Source organism: Sphingomonas sp. PR090111-T3T-6A, from assembly GCF_000383095.1.
In the GTDB taxonomy this organism is placed as follows: Bacteria; Pseudomonadota; Alphaproteobacteria; order Sphingomonadales; family Sphingomonadaceae; genus Solisphingomonas.
Genome location: NZ_AORL01000021.1, coordinates 473,213 through 499,855, shown reverse-complemented (window position 1 = coordinate 499,855; position 26,643 = coordinate 473,213). Strand labels below are relative to the sequence as shown.

Annotated in this window: 25 protein-coding genes and 1 tRNA gene; 16 read left to right on the top strand and 10 right to left on the bottom strand. The window is 66.5% G+C overall.

Annotated elements, in window-relative coordinates; all coding sequences use genetic code 11:
* Positions 1–125: 125 nt before the first annotated feature.
* Genes ntrC through dusB form a run of 3 tightly spaced genes read right to left on the bottom strand, consistent with a single transcriptional unit; the run spans position 126 to position 3,690 of the window.
* On the bottom strand, positions 126–1,574 hold the full coding sequence (gene ntrC / locus ST3T6A_RS0112480) for a nitrogen regulation protein NR(I) (protein WP_026359671.1): 1,449 nt from the start codon (positions 1,572–1,574) through the stop codon (positions 126–128).
* Between the two features lie 5 nt (positions 1,575–1,579).
* Positions 1,580–2,707: a two-component system sensor histidine kinase NtrB gene (locus ST3T6A_RS0112475; protein ID WP_019833268.1), complete on the bottom strand. Its 1,128-nt coding sequence runs from the start codon at positions 2,705–2,707 to the stop codon at positions 1,580–1,582.
* Positions 2,683–3,690: a tRNA dihydrouridine synthase DusB gene (gene dusB, locus ST3T6A_RS0112470; protein WP_019833267.1), complete on the bottom strand. Its 1,008-nt coding sequence runs from the start codon at positions 3,688–3,690 to the stop codon at positions 2,683–2,685. The genes ST3T6A_RS0112475 and dusB overlap by 25 nt, the downstream gene beginning before the upstream one ends.
* 111 nt (positions 3,691–3,801) lie before the next feature.
* Here dusB and ST3T6A_RS0112465 point away from each other — a divergent pair, with 111 nt between their 5' ends.
* The 3 genes from ST3T6A_RS0112465 to ST3T6A_RS0112455 are packed head-to-tail and all read left to right on the top strand — an operon-like array spanning position 3,802 to position 6,040.
* Entirely contained in the window at positions 3,802–4,977 is a 1,176-nt protein-coding gene (locus ST3T6A_RS0112465; RefSeq protein ID WP_026359670.1) for a bifunctional 2-C-methyl-D-erythritol 4-phosphate cytidylyltransferase/2-C-methyl-D-erythritol 2,4-cyclodiphosphate synthase, read from the top strand.
* On the top strand, positions 4,974–5,495 hold the full coding sequence (locus tag ST3T6A_RS20875; RefSeq protein ID WP_019833265.1) for a hypothetical protein: 522 nt from the start codon (positions 4,974–4,976) through the stop codon (positions 5,493–5,495). Before ST3T6A_RS0112465 ends, ST3T6A_RS20875 begins: the two co-directional genes overlap by 4 nt.
* A complete protein-coding gene (locus ST3T6A_RS0112455; RefSeq protein ID WP_019833264.1) occupies positions 5,492–6,040 on the top strand; it encodes a CinA family protein in 549 nt (182 codons plus the stop codon). The genes ST3T6A_RS20875 and ST3T6A_RS0112455 overlap by 4 nt, the downstream gene beginning before the upstream one ends.
* Here ST3T6A_RS0112455 and ST3T6A_RS0112450 read toward each other — a convergent pair.
* Both ST3T6A_RS0112450 and lipA read right to left on the bottom strand, forming a co-directional pair.
* Positions 5,956–6,462 (bottom strand): type II toxin-antitoxin system RatA family toxin, encoded by a 507-nt coding sequence (locus ST3T6A_RS0112450; RefSeq protein ID WP_019833263.1) that lies wholly within the window; start codon positions 6,460–6,462, stop codon positions 5,956–5,958. The two genes, ST3T6A_RS0112455 and ST3T6A_RS0112450, sit on opposite strands and share 85 nt — an antisense overlap.
* Positions 6,463–6,481: 19 nt before the next feature.
* Complete coding sequence (gene lipA / locus ST3T6A_RS0112445; RefSeq protein WP_026359669.1) at positions 6,482–7,402, bottom strand: lipoyl synthase; 921 nt, start codon at positions 7,400–7,402, stop codon at positions 6,482–6,484.
* Between the two features lie 66 nt (positions 7,403–7,468).
* On the opposite strand from lipA, the gene ST3T6A_RS0112440 reads away from it, so the two are divergent.
* Positions 7,469–8,101 carry a carbonic anhydrase gene (locus ST3T6A_RS0112440; protein WP_019833261.1) on the top strand — a complete coding sequence of 211 codons (633 nt, stop codon included), beginning with the start codon at positions 7,469–7,471 and terminating at the stop codon, positions 8,099–8,101.
* Position 8,102: 1 nt separating this feature from the next.
* Entirely contained in the window at positions 8,103–8,972 is an 870-nt protein-coding gene (locus ST3T6A_RS0112435) for a DMT family transporter (protein WP_019833260.1), read from the top strand.
* A 7-nt stretch (positions 8,973–8,979) separates the two neighbouring features.
* Here ST3T6A_RS0112435 and mutL read toward each other — a convergent pair whose 3' ends face one another.
* The gene (gene mutL / locus ST3T6A_RS0112430) at positions 8,980–10,764 is read right to left on the bottom strand and encodes a DNA mismatch repair endonuclease MutL (protein ID WP_019833259.1); all 1,785 of its coding nucleotides are present in this window, start codon (positions 10,762–10,764) and stop codon (positions 8,980–8,982) included.
* A gap of 148 nt (positions 10,765–10,912) precedes the next feature.
* On the opposite strand from mutL, the gene ST3T6A_RS0112425 reads away from it, so the two are divergent.
* From ST3T6A_RS0112425 to ST3T6A_RS0112400, 6 genes are all read left to right on the top strand, one after another.
* Complete coding sequence (locus ST3T6A_RS0112425) at positions 10,913–11,953, top strand: rod shape-determining protein (protein WP_019833258.1); 1,041 nt, start codon at positions 10,913–10,915, stop codon at positions 11,951–11,953.
* 14 nt (positions 11,954–11,967) lie between these two features.
* Positions 11,968–12,852 (top strand): rod shape-determining protein MreC, encoded by an 885-nt coding sequence (mreC, locus tag ST3T6A_RS0112420; protein ID WP_019833257.1) that lies wholly within the window; start codon positions 11,968–11,970, stop codon positions 12,850–12,852.
* Positions 12,852–13,388: a rod shape-determining protein MreD gene (mreD, locus tag ST3T6A_RS0112415; protein WP_019833256.1), complete on the top strand. Its 537-nt coding sequence runs from the start codon at positions 12,852–12,854 to the stop codon at positions 13,386–13,388. The genes mreC and mreD overlap by 1 nt, the downstream gene beginning before the upstream one ends.
* Positions 13,389–13,398: 10 nt before the next feature.
* Entirely contained in the window at positions 13,399–15,477 is a 2,079-nt protein-coding gene (gene mrdA, locus ST3T6A_RS0112410) for a penicillin-binding protein 2 (RefSeq protein WP_019833255.1), read from the top strand.
* On the top strand, positions 15,474–16,589 hold the full coding sequence (gene rodA / locus ST3T6A_RS0112405) for a rod shape-determining protein RodA (protein WP_019833254.1): 1,116 nt from the start codon (positions 15,474–15,476) through the stop codon (positions 16,587–16,589). The genes mrdA and rodA overlap by 4 nt, the downstream gene beginning before the upstream one ends.
* 92 nt (positions 16,590–16,681) lie before the next feature.
* Positions 16,682–16,757 (top strand) — tRNA-Lys (locus ST3T6A_RS0112400).
* Positions 16,758–16,774: 17 nt separating this feature from the next.
* Here the strand turns inward: ST3T6A_RS0112400 and ST3T6A_RS0112395 are convergent.
* Positions 16,775–17,665, bottom strand: coding sequence for a PAS domain-containing protein (locus tag ST3T6A_RS0112395; protein WP_083937487.1), 891 nt, complete (start codon positions 17,663–17,665; stop codon positions 16,775–16,777).
* Positions 17,666–17,787: 122 nt separating this feature from the next.
* Here ST3T6A_RS0112395 and ST3T6A_RS0112390 point away from each other — a divergent pair, with 122 nt between their 5' ends.
* From ST3T6A_RS0112390 to ST3T6A_RS0112380, 3 genes are read left to right on the top strand one after another with little or no spacing between them, the layout of a single operon-like run.
* Complete coding sequence (locus ST3T6A_RS0112390) at positions 17,788–18,231, top strand: TadE/TadG family type IV pilus assembly protein (RefSeq protein WP_026359668.1); 444 nt, start codon at positions 17,788–17,790, stop codon at positions 18,229–18,231.
* On the top strand, positions 18,228–19,883 hold the full coding sequence (locus ST3T6A_RS0112385) for a TadG family pilus assembly protein (RefSeq protein ID WP_083937485.1): 1,656 nt from the start codon (positions 18,228–18,230) through the stop codon (positions 19,881–19,883). Before ST3T6A_RS0112390 ends, ST3T6A_RS0112385 begins: the two co-directional genes overlap by 4 nt.
* Positions 19,883–20,572 (top strand): hypothetical protein, encoded by a 690-nt coding sequence (locus ST3T6A_RS0112380; protein WP_019833250.1) that lies wholly within the window; start codon positions 19,883–19,885, stop codon positions 20,570–20,572. Before ST3T6A_RS0112385 ends, ST3T6A_RS0112380 begins: the two co-directional genes overlap by 1 nt.
* Before the next feature lie 11 nt (positions 20,573–20,583).
* Here ST3T6A_RS0112380 and ST3T6A_RS0112375 read toward each other — a convergent pair whose 3' ends face one another.
* Complete coding sequence (locus ST3T6A_RS0112375) at positions 20,584–20,766, bottom strand: hypothetical protein (RefSeq protein ID WP_019833249.1); 183 nt, start codon at positions 20,764–20,766, stop codon at positions 20,584–20,586.
* Between the two features lie 242 nt (positions 20,767–21,008).
* Between ST3T6A_RS0112375 and ST3T6A_RS0112370 the strand changes: the two genes are divergently transcribed.
* Positions 21,009–23,387: a DUF3772 domain-containing protein gene (locus ST3T6A_RS0112370; RefSeq protein ID WP_019833248.1), complete on the top strand. Its 2,379-nt coding sequence runs from the start codon at positions 21,009–21,011 to the stop codon at positions 23,385–23,387.
* Here ST3T6A_RS0112370 and ST3T6A_RS0112365 read toward each other — a convergent pair.
* Positions 23,384–24,568: an NAD(P)/FAD-dependent oxidoreductase gene (locus ST3T6A_RS0112365; protein WP_019833247.1), complete on the bottom strand. Its 1,185-nt coding sequence runs from the start codon at positions 24,566–24,568 to the stop codon at positions 23,384–23,386. The two genes, ST3T6A_RS0112370 and ST3T6A_RS0112365, sit on opposite strands and share 4 nt — an antisense overlap.
* A 92-nt stretch (positions 24,569–24,660) precedes the next feature.
* Between ST3T6A_RS0112365 and ppk2 the strand changes: the two genes are divergently transcribed.
* Complete coding sequence (gene ppk2 / locus ST3T6A_RS0112360) at positions 24,661–25,566, top strand: polyphosphate kinase 2 (RefSeq protein WP_019833246.1); 906 nt, start codon at positions 24,661–24,663, stop codon at positions 25,564–25,566.
* An 11-nt stretch (positions 25,567–25,577) separates the two neighbouring features.
* On the opposite strand, the gene ST3T6A_RS20090 is transcribed toward ppk2, so the two are convergent.
* Positions 25,578–26,582 carry a CorA family divalent cation transporter gene (locus ST3T6A_RS20090; protein WP_019833245.1) on the bottom strand — a complete coding sequence of 335 codons (1,005 nt, stop codon included), beginning with the start codon at positions 26,580–26,582 and terminating at the stop codon, positions 25,578–25,580.
* Positions 26,583–26,643: the final 61 nt, after the last annotated feature.

Here is a 26,643-nt window from a genome sequence, read left to right as displayed (position 1 = left end):
CTGCTGGGCCTGACGCCCTCCCCGTGGACGAGTTGCTTCCGCCTCCATCGTGGCTGTTCTACCACAGGGCGTTGCCGACACAACACGATTGCGACGGGGATGTTACAACCAATCCGTCGTATTGCTCAGCCGTTCCGTCGCGAAGCCGATGGGTCGATCCCGCGTTCGGTCAATTTCTTCCGCAGCGTATTGCGGTTGATCCCAAGCAGGCGCGCCGCGCGGATCTGGTTGCCCTTGGATGCCGCCAGAGCGATTCGCAGCAAGGGCGGCTCGATCTCCGCGAGCAATCGTTCGTAGAGCCCGTCTGGCGGCAGATCGCGGCCGAAGCTGGCGAAATAGCGGGTCAGATGCAGTTCCACCGAGCCGCTCAGTCCGCCGTCGTTCTCGATGGCCGGCCCGGCCTCGATCGCGATGCTCGTGCCGAGTTGCATCCCGATGGCGGCGGCACCGATCCGCTCCTCACGAACCAGCGCGGCCAGACGCCGCATGAGATTTTCCAGCTCGCGGACATTGCCGGGCCAGCCGTGCTGGAGCAGCCGCTCCACACCCGCATCGTCCAGCGTCTTGCGCGGAAGTCCGTCGGCGGCGGCGCGGTCGAGAAAATGGCGGGCAAGCTCGCCGACATCCTCCATTCGCTGACGAAGCGCCGGCAGACGGACCGGCACCACGTTCAGCCGGTAATAAAGGTCCTCGCGAAAGCCGCCTTCGGCCACCAGCCGCTCGATATCCTTATTAGTCGCGGCGATCACGCGCACGTCGGCCTTGATATGACGCGCGCCGCCGACGGTCGTGAACTCGCCCTCCTGGAGCACGCGCAAAAGCCGCGTCTGCGCTTCCAGCGGCATGTCGCCGATCTCGTCGAGGAAAAGCGTTCCGCCCGCAGCCTGCTCGAAACGACCGGCCGTCCGCTGGGCAGCGCCCGTGAAGGCACCACGCTCATGCCCGAACAGCTCGCTTTCGATCAATTCGCGAGGGATCGCCGCCATGTTGACGGGCACGAAAGGATGTCGCGAACGCGGGCCGAGATCATGGATCGCCCGCGCCACCAATTCCTTGCCGGTTCCCGATTCCCCGAGGATCAGCACGGTGAGATCGTTGGAGACGACGCGGGCGATCGTCCGGTAGACCTGCTGCATGGCGGGCGATCGCCCGATCAGCGGGAGGTCATGAGCCTGTCCGTCGCCGTCTTCGCTGTTTCCGCGGTTGGCCCGGCCTGAAAGGGCTCCCACCACCGCACGGCCCAGCTCGTCGAGATCGAAGGGCTTGGGCAGATATTCGAAGGCCCCCTGCTCCGTCGCGCGCACCGCCGTCGCAAGCGTGTTGCGCGCCGAAAGCACGATGACCGGCAGATCCGGATAGCGGGCGGCAAGGTCAGGCACCATGTCCAGCCCGTCGCCGTCAGGCAGCATCACGTCCGTGACCAGCACGTCCGGTGCGAAGCTCCCGATGGCGCGGCGCATCTCCGCGATGGAGCCGGCGGTCTCGACGACATGCCCCCCTCGCCGCAGCGCCTCACGCACGACGGTGCGGATCGCAGCGTCGTCGTCCACGATCAGAATACGGCCCGACAACATCGCGTTCATGATGGCGATCCCCGTCCCGATACGACTGGTGCGCGCGGAAGCAACAGGCGGAACACCGTCCGCGCCGGTGTGCCCTCGCGCGCATATTCGACGATGCCGCCCATCTCGTTCACCAGCTTGTCGACCAGGGCGAGGCCGAGGCCGCTTCCCGAAACCTTCGAGGTGACGAACGGGTCGAACAGATGCGGCACCATCTCCTCCGGCGCGCCGGGGCCATCGTCGATCACACACAGCTCGATCGGCAGGGCGAGACGCTGCCCGCCGCCGAGCGGCGCGACCGAGAGGCCATGACGATAGGCCGTGGTGAGCGTGATGACGCCGTTGCCTTCCGTCGCTTCGGCCGCATTCTTCAGAAGATTGAGCACGACCTGCACCAGGCCGTCCCGGTTGCCGAGCACGTCCGGCAATGAGGGGTCGTACAGCTCGCGGACCATGTTGTCCGCGGCAAACCCCGCGCAGGCGACGGTCCGGGCATGGTTGAGCACGGAATGGATATTGATCGGCTCGCAAACGCGCGGACGCGTATCCGACAACCCTTCCATACGATCGATCAGGCCGACGATCCGATCGACCTCGCGACGGATGAGCTGGGTCAGTTCGGTCTGCTCGGGGCTGGCTCCGGCTTCGAGGAGCTGGGCGGCGCCCCGGATGCCGGACAGCGGGTTCTTCACCTCGTGCGCCAGGAGCGATGCCGCGGCTGCGGCCGGCAAGGTGCGCGTCACGCGGTCGCCGCGCCGGGCCGAGATGTCATGGCTTGCGCGGCCATGGATGGAAACGATCCGCCACCCCGCACGCTCCGGCAACGGCGCAACCGTCATGTCTCCCCGATAATGGCGGCCAACAGGCAGCACCATGTCGAGATCATAGGCGGCGAAAGGCTGATCCGCCGCCATGCTGGTGAGCGGATGTCCAGTCATTTCCTCGATGGGGCGGCCGATCACGGCCGAACGCGCGAGATTGAGCAGGGCTTCGCTGGCGGCGTTGCAGTCGCGCACTACCCGCTCTCCGTCGATCACCAGCAGGGCCGCCGGAACCGCCGCGAGCAATTCCGCCGCGCCGGGGAACTCCGTTTCGCCGCTCGCACGGCGGCCGAGACGGATCAGGCGGCCGCCCGGGATAGCCACGGCCGGTAAAACTCTTCGAGCATTGCCAGCACGCGGTCGGCATCGGGCACCTGGTTGACGGTGTTCCGGAACTCTGCCGAACCGGGCAGCCCCTTGGTGTACCAGCCGAGATGCTTGCGGGCCATGTTGACGCCCGTTTCCCGGCCATAGTGACTGAGCATCATCTCGTAATGCTCGACGATCACCGCATATTGCTCGTCCACGGACGGATCGGGCCTGCGCTCGCCGGTGGTCAGGAAGCGCATCGTCTGGCCGAGCAGCCAGGGCCGACCATAAGCGCCGCGGCCGATCATCACGCCGTCCGCACCGGATTGCTTCAGCGCCTCTTCCGCATCGTCGACCGAGCAGATGTCGCCGTTCGCGATCACCGGGATGGACACGGCTTCCTTCACGCGGCGGATGAACGCCCAGTCCGCCGTGCCCTTGTACATCTGGTTGCGCGTGCGGCCGTGGACCGTGACCATCTTGCAGCCGAGATCCTCGGCGATGCGGGCCAGTTCGGGTGCGTTGAGGCTGTCATGATCCCAGCCCATCCGCATCTTGAGCGTCACCGGCACCGAGACGGCATCGACGGTCGCCTTGACGAGCGAGGCGGCCAGATCGAGGTCGCGCATCAGCGCCGAGCCCGCGTCGCCATTCACCACCTTGCGGACCGGGCAGCCCATGTTGATGTCGATGATGGCGGCGCCGCGATCCTCGTTGAGTTTTGCGGCCTCGCCCATCTCCTTGGGCGAGCAGCCGACAAGCTGCATCGAGACCGGCTCCTCGATCGGGTCCCACGCGGCCTTCTGGAGCGACTGGCGCGTCTCGCGGATCGCCGCCTGCGAGGCGATCATCTCGGTGACGTTCAGCCCCGAGCCGTAGCGGCGGACCATCTTGCGGAACGGCAAATCGCTGACACCCGTCATCGGCGCCAGGATCACCGGCGTGTCGATGGTCAGGGGGCCGACCTGAATCGGCTTCACGAGCGCTTCGCTCCGCATGGGTCTAATCTGCCTGAAAAAGAGGCAGTCCCTCTACCCGTTTTGCGGCGATGCGGCAAGCGTGGGGTGTGACCTTCCCATGGGCCTCGGGAAGGTCTAGGTCGCGGCGCGATGACTTCGACAGCACAGAAGAGCGCGGTGGCGCTGATCGTCGCTGCCGGCAGCGGGACGCGCGCCGGTGGAGGGCTCCCCAAGCAATATCGTCGGATCGGCGGCGAGGCCGTGATCGCCCGGGCCTTCGACGCGCTGGCGGGTCATCCCGGCATAGCCAGCGTCCACATCGTCATCGGCGCGGGTCAGGAGGAGTTACTCGTAGCCGCGCTCGATGGCCGCCAGCCTGCGAGTGTCTCGCCGGGCGGAGCGACGCGGCGCGATTCCGTCGTCGCGGGGCTCAAAGCGATCGCCGCGAACGGCGCGCCGGATGCCGTGCTGATCCACGATGCCGCTCGCCCCTTCCTGCCGGCCGCGGTGATCGACCGGCTGCTCGGCGCGCTGGAGACGCAGCCCGGCGCTGTGCCGACGCTCGCGGTGGTCGATACGCTCGTTCGCAACGAGGATGGTGCGCTCGGCGACACCGTCCCGCGCGAAGGGCTGGCGCGCGTGCAGACGCCGCAGGCCTTCCGTTTCGATGCCATTCTCGCGGCTCATCAGGGCTGGCCCGAGGCGCATGAGGCAACCGACGACGCGCAGGTCGCGCGCAAGGCAGGCCTCGTCGTGGCCGCCGTTCCCGGAGATCCGATGTTGGAAAAGCTGACCCACGAAGCCGATTTCGCGGCCGCCGAGCGACGTCTCGCCGCTGGCCTGATCCCGCGCACCGCCATGGGTTTCGATGTCCACGCCTTCACAGAGGGCGACCATGTCATGCTCTGTGGCCTGAAGATCCCGCACACGCAGGCGCTGGCCGGGCATAGCGACGCGGACGTCGGCCTCCACGCGCTGACCGATGCCCTGCTCGGCACGATTGCGGATGGCGATATCGGCAGCCATTTCCCGCCCTCCGATGCCCGCTGGAAGGGCGCGGACTCCGGCAAGTTCCTCGAACACGCCGCCAGCCTCGTCGCGGCGAAGGGCGGCGTGATCGATCATGTCGACATCACGATCATGTGCGAGGCGCCCAAGGTCGGGCCGCATCGCGACGCCATGCGCCAGCGGGTCGCGGAGTTGCTCAGGCTCCCGCTCCATCGTGTAAGCGTGAAGGCGACGACCACCGAAAAGCTCGGCTTCACCGGCCGTGGCGAGGGCATGGCCGCGCAGGCCATCGCCTCGGTGCGGATGCCGGACGCATGAGGAAGGCCGCTCTCGCCGCGCTGCTGGCGCTGGGCATGGGGCAGGCCGCCGAGGCTGTCCGCCCCTCCTGCATCGAGCGCGACGATATGCGGACGCTGATTGCCGTAGCATTGCCCGACGCGGTCGAGGGGCTGACCGAGCGCTGCTCCCCCGCCCTCCCGGCCGATGCCTTCCTGCCCAACGAGGGCAAAGGTGTCGCTGCCCGCTACCGGCACGAGATGCCAGCGGACCCGGCTCGCGCCCGCCGCGCCATCGAGGCGGCGACCGGGCAGGATCTTTCCAGCTTCGCGTCCGACGACACCGTCATCAATCTGGCGCGGACGATCGTCGGGCAGCAGATCAACGAGCATGTCTCGATTCGGGATTGCGGGACGATCGACAACATCGTCGCGCTGGCCGCGCCGTTGAAGGCGCACGCCATGGTGGAAGCGATCCTGCTGGCGCTTCAGGTGGCCGGGCCGGAGCAGACGAAGGGGCTTGCGATCTGCCGGCCGAACGACGAAGGGGCGAGCCGATGACCGACTCCAACCTCCCTCCGGAACTGATCGAGGCGGCCCGCAGGGTCGTCGAGGAAAACCGTGCGGCGGGCCTCCGCATCGCGGTGGCCGAAAGCTGCACGGGCGGGCTCGTCTCGGCGGCGCTGACGGAAATTCCGGGCTCGTCCGAAGTGTTCGAGGCGGGCTTCATCACCTACGCCAACGAGGCGAAGATGGGGATGCTGGGCGTCCCTTCCGACGTGCTCGAGACGTTCGGCGCAGTATCGGTCGCGACCGCGTGGGCGATGGCGCAGGGTGCGATCCAGCATAGCTCCGCCGACATCGGTGTGGCGATCACCGGCATTGCCGGTCCCGGCGGCGGCTCCGAGAAGAAGCCCGTGGGGACGGTGGTTTTCGCGCGGGCGAGCCGATCCGGCGATCCTGACGACGTGGTGGCCGACAAGCGCGAGTTCGGTGATCTTGGGCGCGGCGCGATCCGCCTTCAGGCGGCGCTGTGCGCGCTCGAGCTGCTGCTGCCCACACCCTCGCCGGCCGCGTTCGGGGAACCGACGCCGCCCGTCGCGTAAAGCTCGGCGGCCCGCGCTTCGAAGGCGCCGATCATCTTGCGGAGGGCACGGTCGAACACCTGCCCCGCCAGCATCTCGAACAGCTTCGACTTGAACGCGAAGTCCACCGCGAAATCGACCAGCGTGCCGCCCTGCCCGTCCGGCCGGAAGCCCCACTCGTTGGTGAGGTGCGCGAGCGGCCCCTCCAGATAATCGACGCGGATGCTCGACGGGCGCTGCTTGTGCACCTGCGAAGTGAAGCGCTCCGAGATGCCCTTGAAGCCGACCACGAGGTCCGCGATCATCTCGGTCGGGCTGTCCTCGCGGACGCGCACCGCCGCGACCCAGGGCAGGAACTCGCCATAGTGGGCGACGTCCGCCACCAGATCGAACATCTGCTCGGGCGTATAGGGAAGCTGGCGGGTTTCAGCGTGACGGGGCATCCGTTTTCTTCTCCGCCGCTCAGCCGCGTGCCAGCTTGGCTTCGCGCGCCGCGCGTAGCTTCGCGAAGTCATCGCCGGCATGATAGCTGGAGCGCGTCAGCGGCGAGGCCGCGACGAGCAGGAAGCCCTTGGCCCGCGCGATCGCTCCATAGGCACCGAACGCCTGCGGCGTGGTGAACTCCTCCACCTTCGCATGGCGCGGCGTCGGCTGGAGATACTGGCCCATCGTCAGGAAATCGATGTCGGCGGAGCGCATGTCGTCCATCACCTGGTGCACCTCCAGCCGCTGCTCGCCGAGGCCGGTCATCAGGCCGGACTTGGTGAAGATCGACGGATCATGCTTCTTCACGCTCTCCAGCAGGCGCAGCGAGGCGTAATAGCGCGCGCCCGGACGGATCGTCGGATAGAGCCTCGGCACCGTCTCGAGATTGTGGTTGTAGACGTCCGGCCGCGCGGCGACGATCGCCTCGACGGCGGCGTCGGCCTTGTTGCGGAAATCGGGCGTCAGGATCTCGATCGTGGTGTTGGGCGTCGTGCGGCGCAGCGCCTCGATCACCTTCACGAACTGCGAGGCGCCGCCGTCGGGCAGATCGTCGCGGTCGACCGAGGTGATGACGATATGCTCGAGGCCCAGCTCGGCGGCCGCGTCGGCGACATGCTGCGGCTCGGTCTTGTCGACGGCGCGCGGCATGCCCGTCTTCACGTTGCAGAAGGCGCAGGCCCGCGTGCAGGTGTCGCCCAGAATCATCACGGTCGCGTGCTTCTTGGTCCAGCACTCGCCGATGTTCGGACAGGCAGCCTCCTCGCACACGGTGGCGAGGTTGAGGCGACGCATCAGCGCCTTGGTTTCGGAGAAGCCCACGGACGTCGGGGCTTTCACCCGGATCCAGTCGGGCTTGCGGATGCGGGGCGGACGGGATTCTGCGGCGGCATCGGTCATGGCGGGCGAGATAGCGATTGCGACGCGGACTTGCCAGCCCTGCCGCGCATCCTTAGGCAGCATGTCATGTCAGACTTCGAAAATCTCATTGCCGGCTACCGCCGCTTCCGCGCGCAGGGCTGGGCGAAGCAGCGCGCCCGCTGGACCGAGCTGGCGGACGGCCAGAATCCGAAGACGCTCGTCATCGCCTGTTCGGATAGCCGCGTCGATCCGGCACAGATTTTCGATGTTTCGCCCGGAGAGATTTTCGTCGTCCGGAACGTGGCCAATCTGGTGCCGCCTTACGAGAACGACACGAGCCGCCATGGCGTTTCCGCCGCGGTGGAATTCGCGGTGACGCAGATTCCCGTGGAGGAGATCGTCGTCCTCGGCCACGAGTTCTGTGGCGGCTGCAAGGCATCGATGACCCAGGCGTTCGAAGGCGCAGCGCCCGGAGCCGGCGGCTTCATCGCTCACTGGGTCGACATGCTCGATACCGCGCGGGATACGGTTGTGGCCGAGTGTGGCCATGGCGATGCCGCCCAGCGCCGACTCGAGCATGAGGCGGTGAAGATCAGCCTCACCAACCTGCGCTCCTTCCCCTTCGTGGCGGAAGCGGAGCGGGCCGGACGGCTGCTGCTGCGCGGCGCCTGGTTCGGCATCCGCGAGGGCGAGCTGAAGCTGCTCGACGAGGCGACCGGCGACTTCCGCGCCGCCTGACATGAAGTCCCGTCTGCCGGATCTCGCGCTCTGGGCGGTGGCGTTCGTCTGGGGTGGGACCTTTCTCGCGACGCGCATCGCGCTGGGCGCGGGATCGGGGCCGTTCTTCTTCGTCGGCCTCCGTTTCGGCACGGCCGCGCTGGCGACGGTCCTGCTGCTGCGCGGACGGCTTCGGGGGACGACGCGACAGGATATCGTGGCCGCGATTGCCATCGGCATCCCGATGGCAGCGGGCTATCTGCTCCAGACGGGAGGGCTCCAGTCCGTCTCGTCCAGCATGTCGGCCTTTCTGACCGCGCTCTATGTGCCGCTCGTTCCGCTGATCCAATGGGCGGTGCTGCGCCGCGCGCCGCAGGTCATGAGCTGGATCGGCATCCTGCTCGCCTTCATCGGACTGGTGCTGATCGCCAACCCTACGGGCGGCTCCTTTGGGTTCGGCAAGGGCGAGTGGATGACGCTGGCGAGCGCCATCGCCTTCTCGGGCGAGATCATCCTGATCGGTCGCTATGCGGAGAGCATCGACGCCGGACGCGTGGCGGTGCTCGATCTCGTCATCGTGGCGGTGGCGGGCTTCGTTGCCATGCCCTTCGCCGGCGAGAGCTTCCACATGCCGGGCACGGCCGTGTGGATCAGCGGCATCGGACTGGGCATTGCCAGCGCCTTCATCCAGCTCGCGATGAACTGGGCGCAGCGGACGGTCTCCCCCACCCGCGCCACGCTCATCTATTCGTCGGAGCCGGTGTTCGCCGGCATCCTCGGCCGCTTTGCCGGCGAACGCCTCGGCATGATGGGCTGGGCCGGCGCCGCGCTGATCCTCTGCGGCGTCGTGGTGGGCGAACTCAAGCCGCGGCGCTGGCACGCGCGCGACTGAGCGCCTTTCACTTCCGTCCGAACAGCTTTTCGATGTCGTTGTGGCCGAGCTTCACCCAGGTGGGACGGCCATGGTTGCACTGGCCGGAATGCGGCGTGACCTCCATCTCGCGCAGCAGCGCGTTCATCTCCGCGACCGAGAGAAGCCGCCCGGCGCGCACCGAGCCATGACAGGCCATGGTGGCGGCGACATGGTCCAGCTTCTCCTTGAGGCTGAGCGCCTCGTCGTAAGCGGCGATCTCGTCCGCGAGATCGCTCACGAGCCCGCGCACGTCGGTACGCCCCAGCATCGCAGGAACGGCGCGGACAAGCATGGCGCGCGGTCCGAAACGGTCTAGCTCAAGGCCCATTGCCGCCAGTTCTTCGGCACGAGGCTCCAGTCGGTCGCAGGCGGCCTCGTCCAGCTCCACCACCTCGGGAAGCAGCAGCGCCTGCGACGCCACGCCGCCGTCCGCCATGGCGCGGCGCATCCGCTCCAGCACCAGCCGCTCGTGCGCCGCGTGCTGGTCGACGATGACGAGCCCATCCTCGGCCTCCGCGACGATATAGGTCGCGGCCACCTGCCCGCGGGCTACGCCGAGCGGATGCTCGACCGCGGCAGGCGGCGGCGCGACGGCGATCTCGGCGCGGCCCTGCGGCGCCGGTGCGGCGAGGCTCGGCGCGCCGTAGGACGGCCGGGCGTCCCACACGCCATATTGCCGCTCGGCGACCGGCAGCGGGAGCGTTCCGGGTTGCGGATAAGCCGGAGGCGCGACCGGTTCCGCCTGCCAATTGCCCAGTGCCGCAGCCGAGGGACGCTGGGCGCTGCGATGGCCGGCACTATCGAGCGCCGCCCGCAGCCCCCCGACGATCAGCCCGCGCACCAGCGCCGGCTCGCGGAAGCGGACCTCGGTCTTGGCCGGGTGGACGTTCACGTCGACCTCGCTGCCCGGCAAGGTCACGAACAGGGCGACGACCGGATGCCGGTCCCGTGCCAGCAAGTCCTGATAGGCGGCACGCACCGATCCCGCGAGCAGGCGGTCCCGCACAGGGCGATTGTTGACGAACAGATATTGGTGATCCGCCACGCCGCGATTGAAGGTCGGCAAGCCAATCACGCCTTCGAGCCGGACCTCGCCCCGCACATGGTCGACAACGACACTGTTGGGAGCCAATTCGCGATCCGTCAGAGCCGCCACGCGCGCGGGCTGGGTATCGCCCGGTGGCACCGAGAAGACGCGCCGCCCGTCATGCTCCAGCGTGAAGCCGATCTCCGGCCGCGACATGGCGAGGCGGCGCACGACATCGACGCTCGCCGCATATTCGGATCGGGCCGAACGCAGGAACTTGCGCCGCGCTGGCACGCGCTCGAACAGCGCCTCCATCTTCACCCGCGTCCCCGACGGAAGTGCGGCCGGCCCCTCGCCCACCAGCGCGCCATTGTCGACGACTCGCCGCCATCCGTCCGCGCCCCGCACGCGGCTCTCGATCGAAAGCCGCGCCACGCTGGCGATGGACGGCAGCGCCTCGCCGCGAAAACCGAGCGTTTCAACGGCATCGATCGCGTCGTCCGGCAGCTTGGATGTCGCGTGACGCTCCAGCGCGAGGGCCATTTCTTCCGGCGCCATGCCGCATCCGTCGTCGACCACCTCGACCATCGAAAGGCCGCCTTCCGCCAGAGAAACGGCAATTCGGGAAGCTCCGGCGTCGATGGCGTTCTCGACCAGTTCCTTGAGAGCGCTGGCGGGACGTTCGACGACCTCGCCGGCTGCGATGCGATTGACCAGATGTTCGGGGAGGCGCCGTATTGACATGGCGCAACTCCTAGCCCAAGCGGCGGCATCCCGCGACTACAACAATCATCCGATTTTCCGGGCGATCGAGAGCAGTAGGCGTGGCATATCCGGAGGCAAACGCCGGCCGTGGGCGACGGTCGGCGCGGTGGGCGAGAGCGGGCACAGAATGTTCTTCAATCGTTTCTTCAAGTTCATGTCGCACGACATGGCGATCGACCTCGGGACCGCGAACACGCTGGTCTATCTGAGGGGGCGCGGCATCGTCCTGAACGAGCCGTCGGTGGTGGCGATCGAAACGATCAACGGCGTGAAGAAGGTTCGCGCCGTGGGCGAAGACGCCAAGCTGATGATGGGCAAGACGCCGGGCACGATCGAGGCGATCCGCCCGCTGCGTGACGGCGTCATCGCGGACATCGACGTCGCCGAGCAGATGATCAAGCACTTCATCCACAAGGTGCATGGGCAGCGCCGTTTCCCGCGCTGGCCGGAGATCGTGATCTGCGTGCCGTCGGGCTCGACCTCGGTGGAACGTCGCGCGATTCGTGACGCCGCGTCGAACGCCGGCGCGAGCCAAGTCTTCCTGATCGAGGAGCCGATGGCGGCCGCGATCGGCGCCGACATGCCCGTCACCGAGCCGGTCGGCTCGATGGTGGTCGATATCGGCGGCGGCACGACGGAAGTCGCGGTGCTCTCGCTGCGCGGCCTCGCCTACACCACCTCGGTGCGCGTCGGTGGCGACAAGATGGACGAGGCGATCGCCTCCTATGTCCGCCGCAACCACAACCTGCTGATCGGCGAAGCGACCGCGGAGCGGATCAAGAAGGAAGTGGGCTGCGCCAAGATGCCGCCGGACGGCATCGGCGAGACGATCCACATCAAGGGCCGCGACCTCGTGAACGGCGTGCCCAAGGAAATCACGATCAACCAGGGCCAGATCGCCGACGCGCTCAGCGAGCCGGTGGGCACGATCATCGAGGGTGTCCGCATCGCGCTCGAGAACACCGCCCCCGAACTGGCCGCCGACATCGTCGATCAGGGCATCGTGCTGACCGGCGGCGGCGCTCTCCTCCAGGGCATCGACGAGGTGCTGCGCGACGAGACCGGCCTGCCGGTGACGATCGCGGATGACCCCCTCACCTGCGTGGCGCTCGGCACCGGGCGCGCGCTGGAAGAGCCGGTCTACCGCGGCGTGCTCCTTACCGCCTGACGGGAGGGGCTGCCATGAAGGCGCCGACCCGGAACCGGCGCCCCGGCTTCTCCCGTCGCGCACAATATGGGCTGTTCCTGTCCTATGTTGTCGCAGTCACGGGAATTTTCGTCGGCCTGGGGCTGGTCGTCGTGTCACATGTCGATCCGGAAGGGTTCGGCGCCGTTCGCGGCGCCGCGCTCGACCTGACGACGCCGGTCTCGGCCTTTGGACGCGGCATGGTCCGCGGGGCCGGGTCCGTCGTGGACGGTGTGGCCAACTACATCGACGCGGGCTCCAAGAACGCGGCGATGGAGCGCGAACTCGAAGCCAACCGGCGCGCATTGGTGCGCGCCCGCATCCTGGCGCTGGAGAACGAGCGGCTGCGGCGGATGCTGCATCTGGTCGAGAACCGGCCGGCTTCGGTCGCGGTGGCGCGGATCGTGGGATCGACGGGTGTCAGCAGCCGTCGCCTCGCCACCCTCACCGCCGGGGTGGCGCAGGGCGTGCGCCCCGGTCAGCCGGTCCGTTCGCCCGAGGGGCTGGTCGGCCGCATCGTCGAAGCGGGGATGCTGGCGTCTCGCGTGCTTCTCATCACGGATAATGCGAGCGTCGTGCCCGTGCGTATGGCGCGCGGCGGGATGCCCGCGCTCGCGGCCGGACGTGGGGACGGCTCGATCGAGATCCGGCCCCTTGGCACCGGTAATAATCCGTTCAACCGGGGCGATATCGTTCTGACTTCGGGCACCGGCGGGCTCTATCCTCCGGACGTGCCGGTTGCGGTGATTCTCCGCAAGGAAGGCGATATCGCCGTGGCCTGGCCGCTCGCCGATCCGAGCCAGCTCGATTATGCGGTCGTGGAGCAGCCCTTTGCCGGCCTGCCGCCGTCGTCGAAGGGCGCTCCGGGCGAGACGCACTGATGCGCTCGCCGCGCAGCTCTGCTCCACCGACCCGGGCCATCGAGGTTCGCGCGCGGCTGGTGCCGATCGTCTCGACGCTGATCGGCTCGGCCTGCGCGCTCGTGCCGACCGTGACATTATCACCGGCCTGGCCGCCTTTTGGCTTGCTGATGCTGCTCGGTTGGCGCCTATTGCGCCCCGAGATGTGGCCGGCCTGGATCGGCTTGCCGCTGGGCCTTGCCGACGATCTTCTGACGGGGCAGACGCTCGGCACGGGCATGGTCACATGGACCTTGTGTCTGTTGCTCATCGATTTGGTGGAAGTGAGGCTTCTCTGGCGCGACTATTGGCAGGAATGGCTGCTGGCGGCGGTCGCGATCGCGATCGGCATCCTCGGCGCATGGGCGATCGCCAGCTGGACAGGCGGCGCGACCCCCGTGACGCTGGTGGAGCCGCAGATTCTCACCAGTATCCTCTGCTTCCCCTTCGTCGGGAGGCTGTGCGCGCTGCTCGATCGCTGGCGTCTGGCGACCGGCAAGATCCGCGCATCCGACTGAGAGGCCGTCCGTGAAACCCCGCCGGCCCGGACGCCTCGTCACCGAGGCGCAGCAGAGCTTTTCCTTCACCCGCCGCACCTTCGCGCTGGGTGCGATCCAAGGCGGCATCGGCGTGATGCTGGCCAGCCGCATGGCGTGGCTGACGGTCGCGCAGAAGGACAAATATTCGGCGCTCGCCGAGAGCAACCGCGCGCGCTCCACGCTCGTGCCGCCGCGTCGGGGATGGATCGTCGACCGCTCCGGTCAGCCGATCGCGATCAACCGCTCGGATTTTCGCGTCGACCTGATCCCCGATCTGCTGCACGACAAGGATGCGGAGATCCAGCTTCTCCAGAATATCCTCGGCCTCGCGCCGGAGGATATCGAGCGACTGCACGACAGCCTCGACAAGGCAGCGGGCTTCCAGCCGGTGCAGGTGGTCGAGGATCTCGACTATGAGCGCTTTGCCGCCGTGAACCTGCGGCTGCCCGATCTGCCCGGCGTGGTGCCGGCGCGCGGCTTCTCGCGCTTCTATCCGGCGGGTGCGGCGGTGGCCCATCTGATCGGCTATGTCGGCTCCGCCTCGGCCAAGGATTATGAGAAGGACCATGATCCGTTGCTACTCACGCCGGGCTTCAAGATCGGCAAGGAAGGTGTTGAAAAAACGTTCGAATCTTATCTGCGAGGCAAGCCAGGAGCAAAGCGGGCCGAGGTGACGGCTCGCGGCAAGCTGGTCCGCGAGCTGACTACCCAGCCTGAAACTCCCGGCCATACATTGCAGCTCACCATCAACGTCGGTCTTCAGGACTATGTGGCCGAGCGCATGGGCGATCAGTCAGGCTCAGGCGTCGTGATCGACTGCGAGAGCGGTGACATCCTGGCGATGGTGTCGATGCCAGCCTATGATCCCAACAGCTTCTCGCGCGGCATCACGCATGACGAGTGGAACAGGCTGTCGGCGAACGATCACCTGCCGCTCATGAACAAGGCGTTGCAGGGTCTTTATCCGGCGGGTTCGACCGTCAAGCCGATGAACGCGCTGGCACTGCTGGAGGCGGGCGTTTCACCCGACGAGCGTGTGCTGTGCACCGGCACATACAAGGTTGGGAACAGCTTCTTCCATTGCTACCAGCATCGCGGTCACGGCATGGTTGACATGCACATGGCGGTGCAGAAAAGCTGCGACATCTATTTCTATGTGATGGCCCGCCGGATTGGCACGACGCGGATCGCCGCCATGGCGAAGCGGCTCGGATTGGGGCAGAAATTCCCCCTGCCCGTGCCTTCCCAGCGTTTCGGCACCGTGCCCGATCCCGAGTGGAAGCAGAAGAAATATCACAAGGAATGGACGGTCAGCGATACGCTCAATTCGGCGATCGGTCAGGGCTACACGCTGGTCAATCCACTCCAGATCGCGACAATGGCGGCGCGCATTGCCAGCGGCAAGGCGTTGGTGCCGAGGATGGTCCATCGCCTAAACGATCAGCCGGCCGAATCTCTCGGTATTGATCCCGAGCACCTGCGTTTCATTCATGAAGCCATGGGCGCGGTGGTCGGGCCCGGCGGCACGGCGGGCAGCGCGCGGATACAGGTTCCGGGCATCGACATGGGCGGCAAGACCGGATCGGCGCAGGTCCGCCATATCAGCATGGCAGATCGAAAAGCGGGACGCGCAGGCGCACTCGGCACCAGCGGCGAATGGAAGCTGCGCGACCACGGCTTGTTCATCGCCTTCGCTCCGGTCGAGCAACCGCGCTACGCGGCGGGTTTCATCATGGAACATGCCGGCCACGGCACTTTCGCGGCCGGCGTCGCCCGCGACGCTTTCACCTTCCTCTACGACAAGCAGCGCGCGCTCGACACGCTAGCGAAAATGCAGCCGAGTTGGGGCGGCGACATTGCCACACGCACGGCGCGGGACAAGGCGAACTGGGCGGCCGTGCAGGCGAATGCCGCCGCTCAGCACCCTATTTCCCCGGACGAGGGCGATACCAGTGCCGTGGAGAAGGCCGCGATCCCGCCGTCCACCGCCGCCGCTACCGCCGTCGCTCCGCCATCGGAGGCAAGCGAGAATAGCCCGAGACCATCTCACGGGACCATGGACGAATGATCCGCAACTCGCTCGTGCCCGCGCAACTGACGCAGCTTCCGTGGATGGTGATCCTGGCCGTGATGGGGATCACGGGCTTCGGGCTGCTCGTGCTCTATTCCGCAGCCGGCGGCAGCCTGGAACCATGGGCGCTCGGCCAGGGCACGCGCTTCTGCCTCTTCCTCGGGGGGGCTGTGCTGCTGTCCCGCCTGCGTGAGGAGCAAATCAAGAAGGCGGTCATTCCGGCCTACGTCATCCTGCTCGTGGCACTCGTGTTCACCGAGTTGCTCGGTGCGGTGGCCGGCGGCGGGCAGCGATGGCTCAACCTGGGCATCATCCGTCTCCAGCCGTCGGAACTGATGAAGCCGGTCATCGTGCTGACGCTCGCCCGCTTCTACGACATGCTGCCGGCCGGCGAGATCCGGCGCTGGAACGCCATCTGGCCGGCGCTGGGCCTGATTGGCGTCCCTGCCGCATTGATCCTGGTCCAGCCCGATCTCGGCACTGCCACCATGGTGCTGGCGGGCGGAGCGGTCACGATGTTCCTCGCGGGGCTTCCGCTGCGGCTGTTCATCGGCGGTGCGCTGTCGGTCATTCCTGTCGGCATCGGCGCATGGAGCATGATGCACGAATATCAGCGCAATCGCGTGCTGATCTTCCTCGATCCCGAGAGCGATCCGCTCGGCAAGGGATATCATATCAGCCAGTCCAAGATCGCCATCGGTTCAGGCGGGCTGTTCGGCAAGGGCTTCCTGAACGGCACGCAGAGCCACCTCGATTATCTGCCCGAAGGCCACACGGACTTCGTCTTCGCGACCATGGCGGAGGAATGGGGGCTTGCGGGCGGCGTGATCCTGATCGCCGCGTTCCTCTTCGTGGTCTGGTGGGGGCTCGGTGTGGCGCTGCGGGCGGAGACACGGTTCGCACGCCTGACCGCCGCGGGCCTTTCGACCACCATCTTCTTCTATGTCGCGGTCAACCTGATGATGGTGATGGGCCTGGCCCCCGTGGTCGGCATTCCGTTGCCGCTGGTTTCCTACGGCGGATCGGCGGTGATGACCGTGCTCATCATCCTCGGCCTGCTGATGGCCATCGATCGCGGACAGCGTGGATCACGCTCGCATTTCGGCTAATTTCGCAGCGGCGAAATAAGCGGTTTACAGCATGTGATTCGATTGCTAATCGGCCGCTCCCGACGGCGACCGACGTGTTGCCGGTCCAGCGTGGACGCATAGCTCAGTTGGTAGAGCAGCTGACTCTTAATCAGCGGGTCCTAGGTTCGAGCCCTAGTGCGTCCACCACTTCCCTTTGGCGATCTTCAGGCAGGTCCGTGCAGGACCATCATCGCGCCGCCGATGCCGTAGCCCTCTTTCCACGAAGCCAGCGCGATGCGCCGCGGACGGTCGCCGCCGTCGACGAGGAGACAGGCGTCCAGCGCCTCCACCTTGCCGCCACCCATGACCTTCTCGAGCGCGGCACTCACGGGATCGCGGGAGGCCATGGCGAACAGATCGGTCACGCGCGCGCCCACCAATCTGTCGGGAGCAATGCCGACGATGCTGGCGAAACTCTCGTCCACTTCGGCGATGGACGCGCGGACAGTCAGTTGCGCCGTGCCGATATTCCCATGCGTCTCCAGAGCCGCGAAGAGCGCGCGGGCTCGGGCGAGCTCGTTTTCGGCCTCATCTTCCGACGACACGGATTGCAGCGTCAGCGCCATTCCCGTCGGCCAGGGGAAAGCATGGACATGTATGGAGCGCTCGTCCTGCCCCAGCAGCGAGAAGCGCGCCGGCGCGGCACTGCGCAGCACCCGCCGGATCTGCGTATGATAAGGATCTTCGGCCAGCCTCGGGAGAAGATCGAGGATCGATGTGCCGATCAGCCTGTCGCGGCTCCGCCCCAGCATCACCGAAGCCAGCGTGTTCAGCTCCTGCATCCGAAGCGACTTGTCGAGCACGACGAAACCGACATCGATCCGCTCCGACAGGAGAGCATGATCGACAGCACTCTCGCTCTCCTGCACGTCGCTGCGTGAAAATTGCGCGTAAGCATCCGCTGCGAGAAGAACGCAGCGCGGCCGGCCATGATGCGTGACCACTAAAGGACCACGCGCCGCGCGATCCTGCCACGCGCCGAAATTTCGCGTAAGTTCTGCGGATGACACGCATTGCATGGGCTGAACCTGTGTCATACGCCCCTCCTTGTCCATTTAAGTGACGGAAATCCGGGCGATCATCAACTAGACTTAGATCGAACTTTCCGCGTTATTCGAGCATTTTACGCAAAGTCCGCAGAAACTGGATCTGCATGACGAAGCCATAGGCTGGCGGCATGGTTCGACAGCTCGCTGCTCGCCTTCCATGGCCCAAGGCCGACACACTGCGTGCCGATGCGCGGGGAGTGGCGGCCATCGAGATGGCGTTTGCCCTCCCCATCCTGCTGACGCTCATCATGGGCATCATCTCTTACGGGGACTGGTTCCTCACCGCGCATACCGTTCAGCAGGCGGCCAACGACGCCGCACGCGCTTCCATCGCCGGGCTGACCTCCGATGAGCGCAGCGATCTGGCCGTCAGCAACGTGAAGACCATGCTGGCGCGTGGCGGCGCGCTCGATCCGGACAAGGCCACGACCAGCGTCAGTGACGATCAGACGACGCTCACCGTGAACGTCTTCTACGATGCTTCGCAGGACCCTCTCCTCCACATGAGCTTCGTGGTTCCGCCGCCCACCAACATCCACCGGAGCGCAGCGATCAGCCTTGGAGGCCTATGATGCATGTGTTCCGGCGGCATTTCCGAGGCATTGCCCGCGACCGGCGAGGGTCGGTCACGATCCTTACCGTCGCTGCGATGATGGCGCTGCTGGCGTCGACCGCCTTCGCCGTGGACATGGGTTCGGTCTACCTCGCCAATCGCAAGTTGCAGGGCGTGGCCGATGCGGCGGCGCTGGCGGCGGTTGGCACATCCGGGTCCGCAACCACGGCAGCCCAGCAGGTCGTCACCGACAACAGGCTGGCTGACGCGCAGGTCGCTGCGCTGGTGCCCGGAACCTATACGCCTGACGGATCGATCAAGCCGGCGCAGCGCTTCGTGCCCGGCACGCCGACCACCAACGCCGTACAGGTGACGTTGGTGCAATCGGTGCCGTTGTTCTTCGGCAGCGTGGTTACCGGCCGCCGGTCCACGCAAGTCCGCGCGACGGCGCTGGCAGCTCGTATCGACTATGCGGCCTTCTCCATTGGCACCCGGCTGGCATCCGTGCAGGGCGGCCTACCCGGAGCATTACTGAACGCGCTTGCGGGGACGGACCTGAATCTGTCGGTCGCGGATTATAACGCGCTGGTCGGAACGCAGATCGACCTGCTGAGCTTCTCCAGGCAGCTCGCCACCAAGCTCGATCTGACGGGCGCAAGCTTCAACGACACGCTCGACGCCAAGGCGACCTTGCCGCAGATATTGTCGGCGCTGGCCTCCGCGTCCACAAACTCCGCAGCGACCTCTGCATTGAACGCGCTGGCCCTCCGCGTGCCGTCGACAACGGTCCAGCTCTCCAACCTGATCGATCTCGGCCCCTATGGCTCGCAGGATCATGCCGACCCGTCCACGGCTATCACAGCCGACGGCTATTCGATCCTGCGGGAAATGCTTCAGCTCGCCAATGGATCGCGTCAGGTGAAGGTATCGCTCGGCGCAACACTGCCGGGTGTCGCCAACACGGACATATGGCTCGCCATGGGCCAGCGGCCGGCGAACTCGCCATGGCTGACGGTCGCCCAGGATGGCAATGTCACGGTCCGCACGGCTCAGGCTCGCCTCTATGTGGACTCCACGCTGCTGGGAAATGCTCTGCTGAACCTGCTCGGCGTGAATGTCGATCTTCCACTTTATGTGGAACTCGCGGAGGCGCAGGCAAGGCTCAACAGCATCAGCTGTCAGGGGCGAAACAACACGACCGTCGGGCTCACCGTTCTGCCCTCCGTCGGCAGTATTTCGGTGGCCAGCATCGACAGGTCGAACCTTTCGAATTTCAATGGCACTACGCAATTAAGCCAGGCGACGATCGCGCAGATCGGCGGACTTCCGCTGATTCAGGCGAAAGCGACCGTCAACCTGGGAGGGGCGAGCCAGAACTGGCAGATGGTCAGCTTCAATTCCGATGACATCACCAACCATACTCCAAAGACGGTATCGACCGGCGATCTCGTGCAGGGCGTCACGTCATCCCTCATCAAGAATACGCAGTTACACTTCATCGGGCTCGATCTTTCCGGCGTCACGGGCGCGGTCGGATCTCTGCTGACGCCGGTTGCGCCGGGGCTGGACGGACTCGTCGATCAGGTCACGGGTCTGCTCGGCGTGCATGTCGGCCAAGCCGATCTTCGGATAGACGGGGTACGCTGCGGCACGCCCTCGCTGGTCGCCTGATGACATCGAAGGTGGAGCGCCAGTCTCCCGTCACACTCGGCGGCGTGGCGGCAATGGGTGGAGCGATCGCGCTCTGCCTTGTCGGGCTCGGCCAGACCACGCGCGCCACGCCGACGCCGGCCTCTCTACTGTTCCTCGGCTGGGTTGGCGCGGCCGGGCTCATCATCGTGCTGTGCCGCGTGCGATTGCCGCAAGCGGTGCGCCTCGGGTGCATCGTCGCGACGCTGGGAGTGATGTTCCTCCTCGCCGCTCAAAGCGACATGTTCGTGATGAAGAAGGTGTCGAAGAAGATCGCCGATCCCATGGCGGCGATGGCCGGGGAAAGTGCCGATATCACCGCCGGCAACTCCTCCCGTTCGTCCGGCTCGGCTGGAGCCGTGATCCATCTTCGCGCCTCCGCGCGAGGCGATCTGGGATGGGCGAGGCGGCTGGAGGACATGCTGGCGGGCAGCGTCGGGAACGCATCGGCGTCTTGGCTGACGATCGATGGCAGTGTCGCTGCGCAAGGACAGGGTGGACGAACGGCCGTCATGGTCGACTGGCGGATCAGCGGCTCTGGAAAAGCCGCAAGCTGTGGCATCACCTCCGTCGTCAGCGGCAGGGAGAAGGCGATCGGCATCGCCTTTCGCGATGCTTTTGAGACCGCCGCCCTCCGTTCGACCCAACGCGCACAACCCGTGTGCTTCTGAGGGCCGGCGTCCTATTCGGCGATAGCCATCACCAGCAGCACAGCCGTCGCCGCCAGCGTAGCGAACACCAGCCCGACCTTCGCGAACGGCGGCACGCCCCGTGACGAGCTATATTCGCTGGGATCGTCCTCGGAGCCGATGTTTCGCGAATGGATCGGATCGTCCGGCGGCAGGTTGTCGTTCTCCGTAGCCATGGTTCCGGTCTCCTCTCGCCTGTCGACCAAGGGCAAAACGCCCCGATACCCAGAAGGAGCCCCGATAAACGACAAGCTGCCGAGGCCGCCTGAGCCCTGCCATCATACCTCCGCACGGGCAGGAATGTCACCGAAGATCGCCCTCCTGACGCGCCGGATGGAGCGATCGCGTCCGTCGACGTGCCCGAAAAGACGCGCCATCGGGCTGGGCGCGGCGTTTCGGAGGCGATAGGAAGGGCCGCATGATTGCCCGCCTCCTCGTGCTGTTCTCCCTCTTCATCGTCGCACCGGTCTTTGCGCAGGCGCCCGATCCGATTTCGGGCGCCACCCAGGCGCTCGATCAGGCGTCAGCCGAGTTCAACGCGATCGACAGCGCGTTCAACGAACGGACCAGTCCGGCCGAGCGGCAAGCGCTGCTCGATCGAGCGACTGCCGTGAAGAAGGCGTCCGACGCCCAGATAACAGTTCTCGGCGATCAGCTCGGGATGATCGACGCACGCATCGCCCAGCTCGGCCCCGTGCCGACGGGTATCACCGAGGCGTCGGACATCCGTGCCCAGCGCAGGCTGCTCGCCAACCAGCGATCGACCGTGGACTCGGCCATCAAGCGCGGCAAGCTGCTCGGCGTCGAGGCGGACCAGCTCGTGGGCGAAATCACCGAAAGCCAGAGCGACGCCTTCAGCGAACGCATGTCCGAACGAGTCGCCTCGCCATTGACCCCGAGCTTCTGGGAACCGCTGATCCACTCCCTGCCTCGTGACGGAAGGCGCGTATCGCTCTTCCTGAAGGTGGAAGCCAATGCACTCCGGAGCGGCATCGCGAACGGCGGGCTACCCTCGGCGTTCGTCGGCTTCATCGTGGCCGTGCTGCTGATCGGCCCGGCGCGGAGCCTTCTGAAGCGCGTCGGGCGGCGCTACGTCATCGCGCATGTTCCGGGTAGCCGCATCCGCCGCTCGGGGCTTGCGCTGTGGCTGGTGGCGGTCGGCGTGCTGTTGCCGGGGCTCGCTTCCGTGGCATTGGTCGAAGGCCTTCGCTCGGCCGGAATGATTGCGCCGGCGTGGGAAAGCGTGGCCCGCTCCTTCCAACGGGTGACATTCGTGGCGGCGCTGATTTCCGCGCTCGGCGGAGCCTTGCTTCAGCGAGGGCAAAGCTCGTGGCGCCTGCTGCCGATCTCCGACGAGTCGGCGGCCGGCCTGCGGCCATGGACCTTCGCCGCAACGGGCGTCGTGATCGCGAGCGTACTGCTCACCGCCATCCGCGAAGCGGCCGGGGCGAGCGGCCCGGCCACGGCGGCGACGGACTCCGCTTCCGCCGTCCTCGATATCGGTCTGATCCTGGGCGTGCTCGTCACGATCGGTCGCCTGCGCACCCGCGCCATGCGCGTCCACGGCGAGGATCGGACGGATCAGGCAGGAGTGGCCTTCTTCGCGCTGGCGGCCTGGGCCGTTCTGGTCATCGCCGTGGTGGCGCTGCTGGCGGGCTATATCAGCCTCGCCTACCTCCTCTCGCGCTCGCTCGTGTGGGTGACCGTGGTGGCCGGCGCGCTCTATCTCAGCCTGATCGCGACGGACGATATCTGTTCCAGCCTCTTCGCCCGCGAAGGTCGGCTCGCGACGGTCATGCACGATGGCTTCGGCCTGCGCCGCAGCCTGGTCGACCAGCTTGGGGTCGCCCTTTCCGCCGGGTTGCGGCTGGCGATGATCGTGGTCGCGGCGGGGTTCGTCTTCCGCCCCTTCGGTTCGAACGTCACCACGCTATTCGGTGAAATCGGCCGTATCGCGCAGGGCGTCACCATCGGCGAGATCACCATCTCTCCCGGTGCGATCCTGCGTTCCGGCGCGGTGTTGCTCGTCGGGCTGTTCATCGTCCGCAGCAGCCAGCGCTGGCTGACCAGCCGCTACCTTCCCGCGACCGAGCTGGATGCCGGCGCTCGCAATTCGATCAGCATGGTGGCGCGCTATACCGGCCTCATCCTCGCGGTGCTCTGGTCGCTGGCGTCGCTCGGTATCGGTGTCGAGCGGATCGCCTTGCTGCTTTCGGCACTGTCCGTCGGCATCGGCTTCGGCCTTCAGGCGATCACGCAGAATTTCGTCTCGGGCCTGATCCTGCTGGCGGAGCGGCCGGTGAAGATCGGCGATCTCGTCCGCATCGGCGATCAGGAAGGCGATGTGAAGCGCATCAGCGTGCGCGCGACCGAGATTCAGATCGCGGATCGCTCCACCCTGATCGTCCCCAACTCGGAACTGATCACCAAGACCATCCGCAACATGACGCTGGCGGACCCGATCGGCCGCGTTCAGCTCAAATTCTCAGTGCCGATGGGGAGCGATATCCGACAGGTGCGCGAGATGGCGCTGGCGATCTTTCACGAAGCGCCGGCGGTGCTCGATACGCCCGCGCCGAGCATCTTCATCGATTCCATCGTCGATGGGCGGATCAACATCAACGGCTTCGCCTATGTGCGCAGCCCGCGCGACGTGTACGGGACGAAGAGCGAGATCCTCTTCCACCTGCTCGATCGATTGCCTGCCGCGGGCATCGAGCTGGGCACGACGCCGCAGCAGTTCCAGTTCATCGGCCACATCCCCCCGGCCGCCGAGGGCGAACCCGTCGGAAGCTAGAGCGCCTGCCCCGCGGCATGGCCGCTCGCCCACGCCCATTGGAAGTTATAACCGCCGAGCCAGCCGGTGACGTCCACGGCCTCGCCGATGGCATAGAGGCCGGGGACCGTCCGCGCCTCCATGGTCTGGGAGGACAGGCTGGCAGTGGAGATGCCGCCGACCGTTACCTCCGCCTTGGCAAAGCCTTCCGTTCCGTTGGGCATGAAGCGCCAGTCGCTCAGCCGGCGTTCTGCCGTTTCGAGCATGCGGTCCGGCAGGTTGGCCAGATCGCCCGCAAGGCCGAGACGCTCGGCCAGTGCCTCCGCGAGCCTGTCCGGGAGCATTGTTGCCATTAGGGAACGGACCGACGCCCTTGGCCTTGCCCGCTTGGCCTCGCGCAGCCAGCCGCTCGCCTGATCCGGAAGGAAATCGAGCCCGATGCTCTCGCCATGTCGCCAATAGGACGAGATCTGGAGGATCGCGGGGCCTGACAGCCCACGATGGGTCAGTAGCGCGGCCTCGCGGAAGGAGGTTTTCCCGCTCTTTGCCACGACCTCCGTCGCCACGCCCGAGAGCGAGCGGAACAGGGCCTCCTCGCCGCCGAGGGTGAGCGGCACGAGCGCCGGCCGAGGCTCCACGACCTTCATTCCGAACCGGCGGGCGATGTCATAGGCGAAACCCGTCGCGCCCATTTTGGGGATCGACGGGCCGCCCGTCGCGATCACGAGCGCAGGCGCCGAGGCTCGCCGCCCGTCACAGGAGACCGTGAACCGGCCATCCGCATGATCGATCGCCCGAACCTCCTGTCCGCAGTGGATCGTGACGTCACCCTGCGCACATTCGTCGAGCAGCATCGCCACGATCTGCCGCGCCGATCCGTCGCAGAAGAGCTGGCCGAGCGTCTTCTCGTGCCAAGCGATGCCGTGTCGCTCCACCATCGCGATGAACTGTTCCGGCCGATAGCGCCCCAGCGCGGACTTGGCGAAGTGCGGGTTCGCGGACAGGTACCGGTCCGGCGCCGTGTGAGTATTGGTGAAGTTGCAGCGGCCGCCGCCGGAGATCAGGATCTTCCGCCCCGGCTCGTCCGCATGATCGATCACCAGCACGCGCCGCCCGCGCTGCCCGGCGACGGCGGCACACATCAGCCCCGCCCCACCGGCGCCGAGGATGATGGCGTCGAAGGGTTCGGCCGGGCTCGTCATGGGGAGCGCCCATTCCATATCTGGCGCCGAAGGGGAAGCGCGATGAGCCTGCTGTCATCGGGGGGACATCATCCCGCGCTAGCGATCGCCACATGACCAACTATCCGTCCGACCTCGACCGCATCCGCGAAGAGCTGGCCGACAGCTTCGACGAAGAGCTGGAGATGGAGCTTGATGAGAGCAGGCTCGAAAGCCTGCTGATCGACGCGCCGGACAGGGAGCAGACGCTCGATCGCGGCATCTATTTCCGCTCGCTCTTCAAGCTCCAGCACGAGCTGGTCCGCCTTCAGGACTGGGTGCAGAACAAGGGCCTGAAGGTCGTCATCCTGTTCGAGGGGCGAGACTCGGCCGGCAAGGGCGGCGTCATCAAGCGCATCACCCAGCGGCTCAACCCGCGCGTCTGCCGCGTGGCCGCCCTCCCCGCGCCGAACGAGCGCGAGCGGACCCAGTGGTATTTCCAGCGCTATGCCGCGCACCTGCCGGCCGCGGGCGAGATCGTCCTGTTCGACCGGAGCTGGTACAACCGCGCCGGCGTCGAGCGCGTCATGGGCTTCTGCACGGACGACGAGGTGGAGGAGTTCTTCCGCTCCGTGCCCGAGTTCGAGCGGATGCTGATCCGCTCGGGGATCATCCTGCTCAAATACTGGTTCTCGATCACCGACGACGAGCAGCAGTTCCGCTTCTCCATGCGCATTCACGATCCGCTGAAGCAGTGGAAGCTGTCGCCGATGGATGTGGAATCCCGCCGCCGCTGGGAAGATTATACCCGCGCCAAGGAAGAGATGCTGGAACGCTCGCACATCGCGGAAGCGCCGTGGTGGGTCGTCGAAGCGGTGGACAAGAAGCGCGCCCGGCTCAACTGCATCAGCCATATCCTCACGCAGATCCCTTACGACGAGATCGAGCGTGCGCCCGTCGTGCTGCCCGATCGCGTGCGGCATGAGGATTATGAGCGCCACCCCGTTCCGCGTGAGATGTACGTCCCCGAACTCTACTGAGTACCAGCGGCCTATTGTCGTCTGACGAGGCCCATCAGCTTCAGAAGCCAGTAGGACCCACCCGCCGAGACGAGCGCCACGACCGTGGCCATCAGCGTGCCATGCTGGCCCTGCGCGAACGGCAGGTCGCTGGTGTTCATGCCGAAGAAACCCGTCACCAGCGTGGCGGGCATCATCAATGCGGTCAGGATCGAGAGCAGGTAGATGTTCGAATTGATCCGCTGCGCCGCCTGAAGATCGAGTTCATCACGGAGCAGCTTGAGCTGGTTCTGCGCGGCGACGATGTCCGTATCGAGCGCCGAGAGGCGCGGCTGGAAACGCTGCGCGACCGGCACCAATTCGGGTGGGAGACCGGGCTGGCGCTCAAGCCGTTGAAGCGTCGCACGCATCCCGCCGATCATTCGATGTAGCTGTGCACCCCGCCGGCGAGCCGCGATCAGGCGCCGCGTATCGGGCGCGAGATCATCCACGAGGAGGTTTTCTTCCGCGTCCAGCAGTTCGGTCGTGAGATCGAGAACGAGTGAGCCCATGCTGTCGGTGAGCGTTCCGAGCAGGACGCCGAGCGCGGTTTCGGCATCCTCCGCAGCCTCCCCCTCCTCCAGCCGCGCGCGGAAGAGATCGGCGCTATGGAGAGGACGATAGCGTCCGGTCACGAGAAGCCCGCCGCTTAGCGCGACATGCAGGCTCCCGATCCGGCCGACGCTCGATGGATCGAAGCCTCGCTCGAAATCATGCAGCAGCAGCCCCACCACATCGCCTTCGACCACGCAACGCTGATGGCTGTCGCGCGTCAGCATCAGCGCATGGATCGAAGGCCCGAATTCCTGGCGCTCCTCCAGCCAGCGCAGGCTACGCTGGTCGGAGAGGTTGAGGTGTATCCAGCGGAAAGACATATCCGGAGGCGGGAGAGCGGCGTCGAGCACGCTCTCCCCCTTCTCGTCGCATCGATAGCACCATACCAGACCGGGCTCGCGCGCGGTCTTCTGAAGGCCGGTGCCGCGATCATCTCCGTCCAAAACGGCACCTTTTCCGAAATCCGTGGGCAGGGCCGAGGAATATCATGCCAAACCGGCTCGG

What these genes read in the sequence shown, in the direction of transcription:
- mreC (WP_019833257.1), top strand. Translation starts at nt 11,968, where the DNA reads ATGAAGGCGCCGACCCGGAACCGGCGCCCCGGCTTCTCCCGTCGCGCA.
- ST3T6A_RS0112450 (WP_019833263.1), bottom strand. Translation starts at nt 6,462, where the DNA reads ATGCCCCGTCACGCTGAAACCCGCCAGCTTCCCTATACGCCCGAGCAG.
- ST3T6A_RS0112425 (WP_019833258.1), top strand. Translation starts at nt 10,913, where the DNA reads ATGTTCTTCAATCGTTTCTTCAAGTTCATGTCGCACGACATGGCGATC.
- ST3T6A_RS0112395 (WP_083937487.1), bottom strand. Translation starts at nt 17,665, where the DNA reads ATGGACAAGGAGGGGCGTATGACACAGGTTCAGCCCATGCAATGCGTG.
- mreD (WP_019833256.1), top strand. Translation starts at nt 12,852, where the DNA reads ATGCGCTCGCCGCGCAGCTCTGCTCCACCGACCCGGGCCATCGAGGTT.
- ST3T6A_RS0112370 (WP_019833248.1), top strand. Translation starts at nt 21,009, where the DNA reads ATGATTGCCCGCCTCCTCGTGCTGTTCTCCCTCTTCATCGTCGCACCG.
- ST3T6A_RS20875 (WP_019833265.1), top strand. Translation starts at nt 4,974, where the DNA reads ATGAGGAAGGCCGCTCTCGCCGCGCTGCTGGCGCTGGGCATGGGGCAG.
- ST3T6A_RS0112385 (WP_083937485.1), top strand. Translation starts at nt 18,228, where the DNA reads ATGATGCATGTGTTCCGGCGGCATTTCCGAGGCATTGCCCGCGACCGG.
- ST3T6A_RS0112435 (WP_019833260.1), top strand. Translation starts at nt 8,103, where the DNA reads ATGAAGTCCCGTCTGCCGGATCTCGCGCTCTGGGCGGTGGCGTTCGTC.
- dusB (WP_019833267.1), bottom strand. Translation starts at nt 3,690, where the DNA reads ATGCGGAGCGAAGCGCTCGTGAAGCCGATTCAGGTCGGCCCCCTGACC.
- ST3T6A_RS0112380 (WP_019833250.1), top strand. Translation starts at nt 19,883, where the DNA reads ATGACATCGAAGGTGGAGCGCCAGTCTCCCGTCACACTCGGCGGCGTG.
- ppk2 (WP_019833246.1), top strand. Translation starts at nt 24,661, where the DNA reads ATGACCAACTATCCGTCCGACCTCGACCGCATCCGCGAAGAGCTGGCC.
- ST3T6A_RS0112440 (WP_019833261.1), top strand. Translation starts at nt 7,469, where the DNA reads ATGTCAGACTTCGAAAATCTCATTGCCGGCTACCGCCGCTTCCGCGCG.
- ntrC (WP_026359671.1), bottom strand. Translation starts at nt 1,574, where the DNA reads ATGTTGTCGGGCCGTATTCTGATCGTGGACGACGACGCTGCGATCCGC.
- mutL (WP_019833259.1), bottom strand. Translation starts at nt 10,764, where the DNA reads ATGTCAATACGGCGCCTCCCCGAACATCTGGTCAATCGCATCGCAGCC.
- ST3T6A_RS0112365 (WP_019833247.1), bottom strand. Translation starts at nt 24,568, where the DNA reads ATGACGAGCCCGGCCGAACCCTTCGACGCCATCATCCTCGGCGCCGGT.
- ST3T6A_RS0112390 (WP_026359668.1), top strand. Translation starts at nt 17,788, where the DNA reads ATGGTTCGACAGCTCGCTGCTCGCCTTCCATGGCCCAAGGCCGACACA.
- rodA (WP_019833254.1), top strand. Translation starts at nt 15,474, where the DNA reads ATGATCCGCAACTCGCTCGTGCCCGCGCAACTGACGCAGCTTCCGTGG.
- lipA (WP_026359669.1), bottom strand. Translation starts at nt 7,402, where the DNA reads ATGACCGATGCCGCCGCAGAATCCCGTCCGCCCCGCATCCGCAAGCCC.
- ST3T6A_RS0112455 (WP_019833264.1), top strand. Translation starts at nt 5,492, where the DNA reads ATGACCGACTCCAACCTCCCTCCGGAACTGATCGAGGCGGCCCGCAGG.
- ST3T6A_RS0112465 (WP_026359670.1), top strand. Translation starts at nt 3,802, where the DNA reads ATGACTTCGACAGCACAGAAGAGCGCGGTGGCGCTGATCGTCGCTGCC.
- ST3T6A_RS0112375 (WP_019833249.1), bottom strand. Translation starts at nt 20,766, where the DNA reads ATGGCTACGGAGAACGACAACCTGCCGCCGGACGATCCGATCCATTCG.